Annotated in this window: 12 protein-coding genes; 5 read left to right on the forward strand and 7 right to left on the reverse strand. The window is 44.3% G+C overall.

Translation table 11 applies throughout. The features are described from left to right. Window positions 1-127: 127 nt before the first annotated feature. From yidC to trpS, 5 genes are all read right to left on the reverse strand, one after another. Window positions 128-1,966, reverse strand: coding sequence for a membrane protein insertase YidC (yidC, locus tag ACE5CV_RS01130; protein ID WP_374948309.1), 1,839 nt, complete (start codon window positions 1,964-1,966; stop codon window positions 128-130). Window positions 1,967-2,056: 90 nt separating this feature from the next. Continuing rightward, window positions 2,057-3,667 (reverse strand): CTP synthase, encoded by a 1,611-nt coding sequence (locus tag ACE5CV_RS01135; protein ID WP_374948310.1) that lies wholly within the window; start codon window positions 3,665-3,667, stop codon window positions 2,057-2,059. Window positions 3,668-3,931: 264 nt separating this feature from the next. Beyond that, window positions 3,932-5,260 carry a peptidoglycan DD-metalloendopeptidase family protein gene (locus tag ACE5CV_RS01140; RefSeq protein WP_374948311.1) on the reverse strand — a complete coding sequence of 443 codons (1,329 nt, stop codon included), beginning with the start codon at window positions 5,258-5,260 and terminating at the stop codon, window positions 3,932-3,934. Between the two features lie 197 nt (window positions 5,261-5,457). Continuing rightward, on the reverse strand, window positions 5,458-6,072 hold the full coding sequence (locus tag ACE5CV_RS01145; RefSeq protein WP_374948312.1) for a deoxynucleoside kinase: 615 nt from the start codon (window positions 6,070-6,072) through the stop codon (window positions 5,458-5,460). A gap of 112 nt (window positions 6,073-6,184) precedes the next feature. Then, window positions 6,185-7,180, reverse strand: a complete 996-nt coding sequence (trpS, locus tag ACE5CV_RS01150) for a tryptophan--tRNA ligase (RefSeq protein ID WP_374948313.1) — start codon at window positions 7,178-7,180, stop codon at window positions 6,185-6,187. A gap of 41 nt (window positions 7,181-7,221) precedes the next feature. Here trpS and ACE5CV_RS01155 point away from each other — a divergent pair, with 41 nt between their 5' ends. From ACE5CV_RS01155 to ACE5CV_RS01165, 3 genes are all read left to right on the forward strand, one after another. After that, the gene (locus ACE5CV_RS01155) at window positions 7,222-7,977 is read left to right on the forward strand and encodes a lysophospholipid acyltransferase family protein (RefSeq protein WP_374948314.1); all 756 of its coding nucleotides are present in this window, start codon (window positions 7,222-7,224) and stop codon (window positions 7,975-7,977) included. After that, complete coding sequence (gene gatC / locus ACE5CV_RS01160) at window positions 7,952-8,239, forward strand: Asp-tRNA(Asn)/Glu-tRNA(Gln) amidotransferase subunit GatC (protein ID WP_374948315.1); 288 nt, start codon at window positions 7,952-7,954, stop codon at window positions 8,237-8,239. The genes ACE5CV_RS01155 and gatC overlap by 26 nt, the downstream gene beginning before the upstream one ends. Window positions 8,240-8,357: 118 nt before the next feature. Beyond that, a complete protein-coding gene (locus ACE5CV_RS01165) occupies window positions 8,358-9,113 on the forward strand; it encodes an ABC transporter ATP-binding protein (protein ID WP_374948316.1) in 756 nt (251 codons plus the stop codon). Window positions 9,114-9,264: 151 nt separating this feature from the next. On the opposite strand, the gene ACE5CV_RS01170 is transcribed toward ACE5CV_RS01165, so the two are convergent. Both ACE5CV_RS01170 and ACE5CV_RS01175 read right to left on the reverse strand, forming a co-directional pair. Then, window positions 9,265-9,885 carry a hypothetical protein gene (locus ACE5CV_RS01170; RefSeq protein ID WP_374948317.1) on the reverse strand — a complete coding sequence of 207 codons (621 nt, stop codon included), beginning with the start codon at window positions 9,883-9,885 and terminating at the stop codon, window positions 9,265-9,267. Window positions 9,886-9,961: 76 nt separating this feature from the next. Next, entirely contained in the window at window positions 9,962-10,975 is a 1,014-nt protein-coding gene (locus ACE5CV_RS01175) for a chitinase (protein WP_374948318.1), read from the reverse strand. A 185-nt stretch (window positions 10,976-11,160) separates the two neighbouring features. On the opposite strand from ACE5CV_RS01175, the gene ACE5CV_RS01180 reads away from it, so the two are divergent. After that, complete coding sequence (locus ACE5CV_RS01180) at window positions 11,161-11,709, forward strand: cob(I)yrinic acid a,c-diamide adenosyltransferase (RefSeq protein WP_374948319.1); 549 nt, start codon at window positions 11,161-11,163, stop codon at window positions 11,707-11,709. 85 nt (window positions 11,710-11,794) lie between these two features. Then, window positions 11,795-12,016 (forward strand): DUF2795 domain-containing protein, encoded by a 222-nt coding sequence (locus ACE5CV_RS01185; protein ID WP_002996718.1) that lies wholly within the window; start codon window positions 11,795-11,797, stop codon window positions 12,014-12,016. The last annotated feature ends 41 nt before the right edge of the window (window positions 12,017-12,057 follow it).

Below are 12,057 nucleotides of genomic sequence, written 5' to 3' on the forward strand. Positions count from 1 at the left end.
TTTAGTTAAGAATGTGGAAAAAAAATTGAAATGTTTAAAAGTAAAGCTTTGAGGATATTTACTGTAAAACAACAAACCCACAGCTAATAGCCGTGGGTTCTTAATTTCAATAGCAATTAATCTCTAATTAATTATTCTTCTTCGCCTGCACTTGTTGTTGCTGGCGCATCATTTCTTCTAATTTAGCACCGAAGCCCGATTTTTTCTTTTTAGGATCTTCAGGTTTCTTTTTGTTCTCCTGGATCTGGGCATGGATCTTTTTATCATCAACCATAAACTTGATCAGGTACTGCTGTAAAAAGGTAAGCATGTTAGCCAGGAAGTAGTAATAATTCAAACCTGCCGGATAGCCGTTTAGCGCACCAAAGAAAATGATAGGGGTGATGTAACCTATATACTTCATCTGGCCGGTAGCGCCCGAGATCTGGTTGTTAAAATAAGTGTAGATTAACGTCGAGATGGTCATCAGCAAGCACATTAAACTGATGTGGGTCCACCCGATGATAGGCAGCGGAGCAAATGTGATCAGCGAATCGTAAGTCGACAGATCGTGCATCCACAAAAAGCTTTGGCCGCGCAGTTCAAATAAACTTGGGAAAAAGCGGAAGAACGCGATCACAATCGGCATCTGGATTACCAGAGGTAAACAACCACCCAGCGGGTTTACACCGGCTTTTTTATAAAGCTTTAAATATTCCTGCTGTAAGAGGGTAGGGTTATCCTCGCCAACTTTGCCTTTTATCTCATCCATCTCCGGCTTAAGCACGCGCATTTTAGCCATAGATAAATATGACTTATAAGTAAGCGGCGACAATACCAATTTAAGTATAACGGTTAACGCAAGGATGATGATACCATAATTCCAGCCGAACTGCTGCAAAAAGTTAAATACCGGCAATACGGCAAAACGATTAATATACTTTAAAGGTCCCCAGCCCATGCCTATCTGCTTTTGCAGATCGTAACCCTGATCTTTTAATAAATTGTATTTGTTAGGGCCATAGTAAAAGGTAAGCGGGTAGCTGCCATCGGCACTGCGGGCCAGAACCATACTGGCTTTCATATGTTTTATAACCTGGTGCTCGCTGGTATCATGCGCAACAGATAAATTGGCTTTGGTAAATCCTTCTTTACTGATAAGTACCGACGAAAAGAAATGTTGTTTGAACGATAACCATTGCGTTTTACCTTCTGCAAAAACTTTCTGGTCGTCTTTTGTGTCGCCTATTTCGCCATTGTCGCCATCGATGTTGTTGTAGTATATCGATGAATACTGGCGTTCCAGGTTCATATCTTTTTCTTGCTTCAGCGGCTCGCTTGCCCAATTTACGGTTACTACACCGTTGTTTGCCAGCACCTGCTCCAGGCCAACCGGTTTAACGGTTAAGCCAACTTTGTAGCCGGTAGCCTTAAGCGAATAAATATAATCTACATATTGTGTTGGGCTGTAGCTTAAACGCATGGTAACCGATGATGAATCGGCGCCGGCAACTACCAGGTTAGTAGTGCTGGGGGTAAAGTAAAGCTCGTCGGTATTGATGTTTTTACCAGATGCGCTAAAATTCAAACCAAAGTGGTTATCCTCGCCGTTGAACAAGATCAGCGGCTTTTTGTCGAAGGTTTTAAATTCCTTTAACTCTGCGCTAAAAACACGTCCGCCTTTTGTTGACAATTTCAGGCGAAGATCTTTGTTCTCTAAGGTAACAAACTCTTCTTTACCTGCCGTTGCGGCGCCGAATGGCGTTTTTAAAATTGCAGAGTCGGTTACAACGGTAGCTTTTTTAGCGGAATCAAACTTAGCGGTATTTGCTGCGGCCGGTACTGCCTGGCCCGCTCTTTTAAGTGAATCAAGGTGGGCCCTTTCCTGCTCTTTCTTTATAGCTGCCGCATCCGGCTTCATAAAGTATATCGAGGCGCCCATGATGAGCATGATCAGGAATAATCCTGTAAACGTATTTTTGTCCATTATTTAATATATCGTATGACCGGCTTTGGCCGTTTTTGTTACAGGCCGTATTGCTGATTATACACTGTTTTACTTTCTTTTTGAAACGTACTACTTCTTGCGGGCGTAAGCCAGCGAAGCGGCGACAAAGTTAATAAAAAGTGGATGCGGATTAGCAACTGTTGATTTTAATTCGGGATGGAATTGCGCGCCAACAAAAAACGGGTGGTTTTTAAGCTCAACAACTTCAACCAGGTTATTATCAGGGTTAATGCCCGATGGGGTAAGCCCTGCAGCTTCATAGTCTTTTAGGTATTTGTTGTTAAACTCGTAACGGTGGCGGTGGCGTTCGCTTATATGGGTTGTACCATAAGCCAGTGCTGCTTTACTGCCTTTTTTAAGGTCGCATGGATATGCACCTAAGCGCATAGTGCCACCTTTGTTGACCACACTCTTCTGATCTTCCATCATCGCGATAACGGGGTTAGGGGTATCCGGGTTCATTTCGGTACTGCTGGCGTCTTTAAGGTTCAGAACATGGCGGCCAAATTCTACAACAGCACATTGCATACCTAAACAGATCCCGAAAAATGGGATATTATTTTCACGTACGTAACGGATCGCTTCAATCTTACCCTCAAAGCCACGTTCTCCAAAGCCGGGGGCAACCAGTACACCATGTAATCCTTTTAGCTTGTCTACGGCATTATCAACCGTTAGGTGTTCTGAAGGGATGTACTGCACACGCACCTTGCACTCGTTTTTAGCACCGGCATGTATAAACGACTCGATAATGGATTTATAAGCATCCGGCAGCTCCACATATTTACCTACCAGGCCAATCTTAACTTCGGACGTTGGGTTTTTAAGGCGGCCTAAAAAGTCTTTCCAGGTATCCAGGTTAGGCTCGTTCTTTAGAGATAGTTTTAACTTGGTTAGCACGGTTTTATCCAGTTGCTCTTTCAGCATCAGCAAAGGTACGTCGTAAATGGTTGATGCATCCATCGACTCGATAACCGCGTTGATATTTACATTGCAAAACAGGGCTATCTTTTTACGGATATCCATGTTGATGTGGTGCTCGGTACGGCAAACTAAAATATCCGGCTGTATACCGTATTCTAACAGCATCTTAACCGAGTGCTGGGTAGGTTTGGTTTTCAATTCACCTGCTGCTGCAAGAAAAGGGATTAATGTGAGGTGTATAACTAAAGCGTTGCTCGAACCCACTTCCCATTTAAACTGGCGTACGGCCTCTACAAATGGTAACGACTCGATATCACCTACGGTGCCGCCTATTTCTGTTATCACAATGTCGTAGTCGCCGCTTTCGCCCAGGATGCGCATATTGCGTTTAATCTCGTCAGTTATATGTGGTACTACTTGTACCGTTTTACCCAAAAATGCACCCTCACGCTCGCGGTTAATCACATTCTGGTAGATACGGCCGGTGGTGATATTGTTAGCTTTTGAGGTAGGCGTATTTAAAAAACGCTCGTAATGGCCAAGGTCAAGATCGGTTTCGGCACCATCTTCGGTCACATAGCATTCGCCATGCTCGTAAGGGTTTAAAGTACCCGGGTCAATGTTAATGTAAGGATCGAATTTTTGAATAGTTACGCGGTAGCCACGTGCCTGAAGTAGTTTAGCTAATGAGGCAGATATAATGCCTTTCCCTAATGACGAGGTAACGCCACCCGTAACAAAAATGTATTTAGTCATGATTTTTTTGAAATCCTGGCAGCGGAATTAAGCCGTTGCCAATTGTTTGTGTACGGGATACAAAAGTAAGAAAATCTGCGGGATTAGGGTCGAAAAAATGGAAATGTTGGGAAGTTAGGTATTGTTAAATGGTTGCAACGTTGTAAGGTTTTAAAGTTGAATAGGTTAGGTGCCTGATGTCATTGCCAACGAGCGATAGCGAGGAGAAACCTTGTTATTAAAGACAAAACTATCGTTTGCGGCAGCGGCAACAAATTACCAAATTTATTTAGCTTCGATCCACCCGGTTTCCCCATTCACGTCAACCAGCAAATAGTTGCGGTAGGCAGCAAGCAAACTCACTTTTTCTCCTGAAGAGATGAATTTTTTGCGGGCTGCGTTTACGCTGTCGGGCGCGTTGTATAAGGCCTGTTCTGCTTTAAGGGTAAAGGTTCGGATTGCGCCCGTATCGCCAACGTTTTTACTGCTTATGTAACCGTTTTGCCCGTCGGGCAGGGTAACTTTATACCAACCGTCTGTAGCGGCATGTACGGTTAGCGCAGTATGCAGATCAAGGGTATTGACCGCCAGCGCTGATACTGACGGCAGGTTATATAGTTTACTGCCCTTTATATTAGTACGTACCGTGGCGTTTAGGTATTTAAGTGATGCAGTAACCGGCAATGGCTGTTTTGCATTTCTATCTACAAAGGCAAGTGGGTCAATAGCGCCGCCACTAGTATAAATACCAAAATGCAGGTGCGGCGGTGTGGTGCGGGCGTTGCCCGTATTGCCCACCAATCCAATAGTGTCGCCGGTCCCAACAGTTTGCCCGGTCCCCACATTTTGTACATCCAAATGGGCATAATACAGTGTATAATCTTCATTTTCGGGACGCATAAATACTACGTTGCCACCCAGCGTGTTTACGGTAACACCGGTAACAGTGCCATTAGCAGCAGCAATAGCCGGTGTGCGTTTTGGCGCGAAAATGTCAATACCCTCGTGCTTACGGCCGCCTTCGTCTCGGCCGTCGCCCCAAAAGCTGCCGATACGCGGCTTGCCAGATGCAGAAACCGGGAATCCCAGTGAAGGCCCCGCAGTGATTGTCAGCGTATATTCGCCGGCGCGTAACAATTCGGGCTGCAGTCGCAGGATATACCTGCCTGTTTGTTTTACCTCGTGGTCTAGTACTGCACCTATCGTGTCTGCCGATGCGGCAAGTTTAGGCACCTGCGAACCGGTTTCTTCAAAAAGATCGGCATAGATAGCAAAGTTGGTTGCGGGCTTTTTGGTGATGGTAATGTGCAGTTTTTGACCACGTTTGGCATCAAAGCGAAGGGCGGTGCTGCTCACCTTATCATCGGCAAAGTAGCCTGTTTCTTTATAAGGGATATTGATATTTAAAGGTTTGGTAACTATCTGGGTGGCATTCAGCAGCCATGCGCTGCCCATAGCGGTATGGTCGAAACCGTTATCCTTTAACCGCTGCGCATAAGTATCATGCGGGGATAATTTATTAAATATAGCAAGTGGCCCTTTGCTTTTACTACAAGAGGCAGCTATAAGCAGTAGCAAAAAAAGCGTAAGTAATTGGTATGTTGTCTTTAGCATATAGGATTCTTATCATAAAAGAAACCTATAGGAGATGGGAAAGTTTGGCAATGTACTGTACTGAATCAAAAACCGCTGTCATTTCGAGGGAAGCGCAGCGACGAGAAATCCTCTCAGACATAAATAGTCGTGTATCTGCTCAAACAAGAAGATTTCTTCTCGCTATCGCTCGTTCAATATGACATATTTTTGGGCGACTAAAACAACCCGTTTATCTCGCGCTCTATCTGGTTGATGATCGTGCCCATATCTTCGGGGTTGTTGGCGAAGTCAAGATTGTCTTTGTCCAGTATCAGGAGTTTGCCCAGTTTATAACCTTTTATCCACTTCTCGTATTTTTCGTTCAGTTTGGATAGGTAATCTATACGGATGCCGATCTCATACTCCCGGCCGCGGCGTTGAATGTTATTTACCAGGGTAGGGACCGATGCTTTAAGATAAACCAGCAGGTCCGGCGGTTTAATAAATTCACAGATGTTGTTAAACATCGATTCATAATTTTCGTAATCGCGGGTGGTCATCAGGCCCATATCATGCAGGTTCTCTGCAAAAATGTAGGCATCTTCATATATGGTTCTGTCCTGGATAATGTTGCGGCCGCTTTTCTGGATCTCTACAATCTGGCGGTACCGGCTATTTAAAAAGTAGATCTGCAGGTTAAAACTCCAGCGCTTCATTTCATTGTAGAAGTCTTCCAGGTAGGGGTTGTTATCAACTGCCTCGTACATCGGTTCCCAGCCGTAATTTTTTGCTAATAATTCGGTCAAAGTTGTTTTACCCGCGCCGATATTTCCTACAATAGCTATGTGCATAGTCTGAATCAGAATTTTCCGAATTTACAGAATTAAGAGAATGTTTATTGATGGTTGATCTGAATTTTGAAATTTTCTGATTCGAAAATTCTGATTCAGACATCTAAGGAGGTTAAAACTTCCTGAAGCCGATAATTTCGCGTACTTCCCTGATAGTTTTAGCAGCGCTCTCGCGTGCTTTGGCGGCGCCATAAATAGCTACCTGCCTTAAGTACGGCGCATCGTTGGCAATATCGTTTATCTTTTCGCGGATGGGCTGTGTTGCGATGATCATATCCTCGGCCAGTTGTTTTTTCAGGTCGCCGTAACGGATAGCGCAGGTGTTATACAGATTATCGAAGTGAGCCAGTGTATCCGGAGTAGAAACAACTTTCATTAAGTCGAACAGGTTCTGAATCTCCTGGGGCTTGGCTTGGTTATCTTCACTTGGGCCTGCATCAGTCACAGCACGCATCACCTTCTTGCGGATCACCTCAGGCGAATCTGAAAGAAATACGGCATTGCCTTCGCTTTCGCTTTTACCCATTTTACCCTTACCATCTAACCCCGGGATTTTTACCAGGCTTTCGCCCATGCTAAATGCAAACGGCTCCGGGAAGTATTCGTTATTGTAAAGGCGGTTAAAACGGTTTGCAAATGTGCGGGCCATCTCCAGGTGTTGCTCCTGATCTTTACCTACCGGTACCTTTGTTGCTTTGTGGATTATGATATCTGCAGCCATTAAAACCGGGTAGGTCAACAGGCCGGCGTTAACATTATCAGGGTTAGCGCGTACTTTATCTTTAAAGGATGTTGCGCGTTCCAGTTCGCCCATGTAGGCGTTCATGTTCAAATAAAGGTAAAGTTCGGTAACCTCGGGCACATCACTCTGTACATAAATAGTGGCCTTTTCCGGATCTATCCCTGCCGCTAAATACTCTACTAAAACCTGTTTTACATTGCCATGCAGGTTGGCGGGAGTAGGGTGGGTGGTTAAAGAGTGCAGATCGGCAATAAAAAAATAGCAGTTGTACTGGTTTTGCATTTTTACGAAGTTTTGTATCGCTCCGTAATAGTTACCTAAGTGCAGATTTCCGGTAGATCGTATGCCACTAACAACAGTTTCCATATAGGGGGCGAAAGTAAGTATTTTTTCTATTTTTGATGGCGATGAAATTGATATTGAAGAAACTGCATGTGTACCTGTATGTTGTGAGCGTAGCGGTTTCCTACTTTATATTATGGCCTTTTTTTTACTACTTTTCGCGTAAACCATCGCGCTACCCGCAAATGAACCGCCTGCGCAGGGTTTGGGGCCATGTCAGCTCGGGACTGATAGGCATTCGGTACAATTTTAAATACGAAACACCTATCGACTGGCGCAACCAAACTTACATTGTTTGCCCAAACCACACCAGTAACCTGGATATAACTGCCATGAGCATTTTGGTGAACAGCAATCATTGTTTTATGGGTAAGCAGGAACTAGCCGATTTTTTTGTTACCGCATTGTTTTTCCGTACGGTAGATATCCCGGTAGACAGGCAAAGTAAAATAGCATCGTTCCGTGCTTTTAAACGGGCAATGGAACGGGTACAAAGCGGTATTACCACTATTATTTTCCCAGAAGCGACCATTCCTGATCATTACCCGCCGCAGTTAAAGGATTTTAAGAACGGTCCGTTTAGGATGGCTATCGAATTAAAAGTGCCCATTGTGCCGGTCACATCTTTAAATACCTGGCAGGTTTTATGGGACGATGGCTTAAAATATGGATCAAAACCGGGTGTATGTGATATATTTGTACATAAGCCCATACCAACGGCCCATTTAACGGTTGATGATGCGGATGCCCTGCGCGATGAGGTGCATACCATTATCAGCAATAAATTAAAACAGTATGACGATAGACGAGCAAACGGTTGAAAAAGTAGCCCATCTGGCGAGGCTGGAATTAGGCGCGGCTGAAAAAGCCGATATGATCAAGGACATGAACAAGATACTTGGGTTTATGGATAAGCTTAACGAGGTGGACACCGACGGCGTTGAGCCCTTGGTTTATATGACTGCCGAAAATAACCCGTTGCGGGAAGACATCGTAAAGCAGGTGATCTCAACAGAAGAAGCATTAAAAAATGCACCTGATCATGATGGTAGCCATTTTTTGGTGCAAAAAGTGATTAAGTAGGTGATTAGTCTGTAGTCCGAAAGTCCAGGAAAATGGTTTCGAAACTTCCATTTAGAAATTCGAAATAAGACTGTAACATTTATGACCATATCGCTGTCCAAATAATAAAAACCTGAACATGGCATTAGTCGACAAACAAGAGCCCCTTATTACCATCAAAGATATAGGCCGTAAATACGTTATCGGGTCCGAAATTATCCATGCCATCAAGTCGGTATCATTAACGATCAATAAGGGAGAGTTTGTTGCGCTGATGGGCCCATCAGGTTCGGGTAAATCAACGCTGATGAATATTTTGGGCTGTTTGGATACGCCAACAAAGGGCGAATACATCCTTAACGGCATCAACGTAAGCCACATGACGGACAATGACCTGGCCGAGGTGCGTAACACCGAGATAGGTTTCGTTTTCCAAACCTTTAACTTATTACCGCGTAACAGCGCTTTGGATAATGTTGCTTTACCTTTGGTTTACGCCGGTATCAGCAAAGAAAAGCGTAACGAACGTGCTAAAAGAGCTTTGGAAAATGTAGGATTAGGTAACCGTACCGATCACCGCCCTAACGAACTTTCGGGTGGGCAGCGCCAGCGTGTAGCGGTTGCAAGGGCGCTGATCAATGATCCATCCATTATCCTGGCCGATGAACCTACCGGTAACCTGGATACCAAAACATCTATAGAAATCATGGGCCTGATGGAGGATATCCATGCCAAAGGCAACACCATAATATTAGTTACCCACGAAGAAGATATTGCCATGCATGCCCACCGTATTGTGCGCATGCGCGATGGTTTGGTAGAAAAAGATTACATGAACGAAAATATCCAGACAGTTGACAGGCGAATACCTGAAACAATTGTAGAAAATAAGTGAGTTTAGTTTGAGTTTTTGGAAAGCCTTTTTTGCAATGCAGAAGAGGCTTTTTTATTGGTGCGCAATGTTGTTGTTCCAGACGGGAGCTTTCAAGATCTTCCGGCGATGCGAAGGCAACCTGCCCTTTGCATTTAGTAAGATAAATTGGTTGCTACTGCACCTCCGCCAGCCGCGATACAAACTCCGCCAGATAGCAGGCATGCTCTGGCGCTACCGGTTTGCGGTTGCCAATGATGAGGGTATGCTCAAAGATCTCTACCACAAAATCTATTTCCCTGATCAGCATCATGGCATCGCGGAACTGCTGCGTCATCCCGGCGTGAGCTTTGTCCTTATCATCGGTCAATACATAAAAGCGGTCACTAAAGGGTTTGTCTTCCTTAAAATCTAATTCGATAGGGAACACCATCTCGCGGATCTTGTCCAGCAGCGTTTCGGTACGGATAAACACCCGGCCAAAGTTGTGTTTTAGATAGGTGAGCGCCCAGGGTTGATATTGTTGATGGTGTTTCAATTCGGCTTTACTGCTTTTGCTGTTAGGGTTCATTTCCAAAAACAGCATGTAACTATCTGCGCCGGTGTGTTTAATAGCAAAAGCGTCCCGGGTATTTAAGTTGCGATAATGGTTAAACACTTCAAACTGCTCCAGTTGAAAATCAATATAGCCCGGTACGTCAACCCGGTAGTTTTCGCGCAGGTGATTGCAGGTAGCATCAAAAGCGGTAATATCAACATCGGCTAACCCGGTTGCGTTAAAAGAAAGCTTGTTCATAAATGGGCATCAAAATCAACAGCCTAAATATAGTAATTGCCTAAAACTTTTATGAGCAAAGGACTGATTCTTAACACTAATTCCTGTAAGGCTCCATCTTGCCACAACTGCAGGCACAATTAGGGTCTATTACACCCAATTTAACAAGAAATGCCTGGTAAAAGCCTATTCGGTCTTTCATGTTATACATATCATCCCCTTTATTACACTCCAGTTCGCCGTTAACAATATTAATAGTCATTCCAAATCCGGGGGTGCGGCCTTTGGCTTTGTCGACAACGGTGGGCTGCCATTTACCCGTCATCACATCATGTGCAGAGGGTTTTTGGGTTTGCGGTGTCATCCAAAAGTATACCGCGGTTTTAAAAGCAACCACAGGGTCGGTTTCTACCAGGCCCGGGTTGTTCAGCAATATCTTTTCATCACCAAAGATACAGTCGGATGCGTAGCCATAATTGCCGTTGTAGCTTATTTGCATCGGCCCCCGGCCATAGTATTTTTGGCCCTTGTAAGGTGGGTATTCGTCACTATCGCCAAAGTAGTTAAGGGTTGTGTTATCTTCGTGCAGTAACATCAGGCCGTCCTTATATTCGCCGTTCATGCCGTGGCGGGTTTCATGGGCTATTTGTGCAAAAAAGGCGGCCAGCTCGCGTTTGTTTATAGCGGCATCATTACCGCTACAAAAGCCTCCATAATCTACACTGTAGGTGCTGTCTGGTTTTACTTTAGCCCATGCTTCGTTCCAGTCTACGTCCTGGCGCACAATTGCGGCCTTACCGGTAGCTTTATCGGTACGGACGATCTGGTATACCGATACCGCCCTTCGGGTAACCTTGACGCTGATATTAGCTAACTCATCCACCGCTTTTATAAATGCCTGATAAGTATAAAATTTATTACGCTGCGGAAAAAGTTCGTTAAACTGCTGCTCGCTTATCATCTTTGAAAAAGAGGAGCGTTTGGCCGGGGCTGCCTGCCGGGGTTTTGGTACAACATTTTTAGTTGAGGTGCCGCCGCAGCTAAAACTAAGCAGTGTTACCGCTAATAAGCTGCTTACTGCCACCTTCGCCGATGATATAATGAGTTTCATGTTTACTGATTTAAATTTATTGATCACGAATTTCATGATTTACGGCAGCTTTAACAAATCGAGCGCCCGGGATAGATAACGGTAATAAGTTGCTTTAGTTCCCTTAAGCTTGTGAAATTCAGAAATTACCGAATACTGATTGGAGCAGGACACGTTTTTCATACATTCGTGTAATTAGTACTATTATGAAAATATATACCAAAACCGGCGATAAAGGCTATACTTCACTGATTGGTGGAACAAGGGTACCCAAACACCATCTCCGGATAGAAAGCTACGGCACGGTAGATGAGCTGAACTCCTACATAGGCCTTGTGCGCGACCAGGACCTGGCGGCGCATGATAAAGAGATACTAAAGCAGGTGCAGGACAGGTTGTTTACCATCGGATCATCATTAGCGGCCGACCCGGAGAAGAGTAAGATGGTGATCCCCGACTTGCACGCCGAAGATATTGAGCTGCTGGAACAGGAAATAGATCGCATGAACGAAATATTACCCGAGCTTAAGCACTTTATTTCACCGGGAGGGAGCAATGCCATATCGTATTGCCATATAGCACGCTGTGTTTGCCGCCGTGCCGAGCGGCTAAGCGTTCACCTTGCCGAGGAGAGTACTGTTGATGATAAAGTAAATATTTACCTGAACAGGCTGAGCGATTATCTGTTCACCCTTGCACGGCTGATTGCACATGATACCAAAATAGTTGAAAATCAATGGATACCGAGGCTTTAAAAAAATTACAAAAAAATATTGATAATCAATTTAAAAATATTATACTTTTGCGAAAAAGCAAAATTTACCACTTTAATATAAAAACATGTATTGGACACTTGAATTAGCATCGCACCTTGAAGATGCGCCATGGCCTGCCACAAAGGATGAATTAATTGATTACGCTATACGTTCAGGAGCGCCGGTAGAGGTTATTGAGAACCTGCAGGCACTTGAAGATGATGGTGAACCGTATGAAAATATCGAAGAAATATGGCCGGATTACCCGACTAAAGACGATTTCTTTTTCAACGAAGACGAGTATTAATCAGCATAAAAAACCCTCCTTACCGAGGGTTTTTTGATAGT

Origin of the sequence: Mucilaginibacter sp. (genome assembly GCF_964263795.1) — a bacterium.
In the GTDB taxonomy this organism is placed as follows: domain Bacteria; phylum Bacteroidota; class Bacteroidia; order Sphingobacteriales; family Sphingobacteriaceae; genus Mucilaginibacter.

Coding starts and splice junctions, on each gene's coding strand:
- gatC (WP_374948315.1), top strand. CDS start 7,952: ATGACGATAGACGAGCAAACGGTTGAAAAAGTAGCCCATCTGGCGAGG.
- ACE5CV_RS01135 (WP_374948310.1), bottom strand. CDS start 3,667: ATGACTAAATACATTTTTGTTACGGGTGGCGTTACCTCGTCATTAGGG.
- ACE5CV_RS01155 (WP_374948314.1), top strand. CDS start 7,222: ATGAAATTGATATTGAAGAAACTGCATGTGTACCTGTATGTTGTGAGC.
- ACE5CV_RS01165 (WP_374948316.1), top strand. CDS start 8,358: ATGGCATTAGTCGACAAACAAGAGCCCCTTATTACCATCAAAGATATA.
- trpS (WP_374948313.1), bottom strand. CDS start 7,180: ATGGAAACTGTTGTTAGTGGCATACGATCTACCGGAAATCTGCACTTA.
- ACE5CV_RS01140 (WP_374948311.1), bottom strand. CDS start 5,260: ATGCTAAAGACAACATACCAATTACTTACGCTTTTTTTGCTACTGCTT.
- ACE5CV_RS01175 (WP_374948318.1), bottom strand. CDS start 10,975: ATGAAACTCATTATATCATCGGCGAAGGTGGCAGTAAGCAGCTTATTA.
- ACE5CV_RS01145 (WP_374948312.1), bottom strand. CDS start 6,072: ATGCACATAGCTATTGTAGGAAATATCGGCGCGGGTAAAACAACTTTG.
- yidC (WP_374948309.1), bottom strand. CDS start 1,966: ATGGACAAAAATACGTTTACAGGATTATTCCTGATCATGCTCATCATG.
- ACE5CV_RS01170 (WP_374948317.1), bottom strand. CDS start 9,885: ATGAACAAGCTTTCTTTTAACGCAACCGGGTTAGCCGATGTTGATATT.
- ACE5CV_RS01185 (WP_002996718.1), top strand. CDS start 11,795: ATGTATTGGACACTTGAATTAGCATCGCACCTTGAAGATGCGCCATGG.
- ACE5CV_RS01180 (WP_374948319.1), top strand. CDS start 11,161: ATGAAAATATATACCAAAACCGGCGATAAAGGCTATACTTCACTGATT.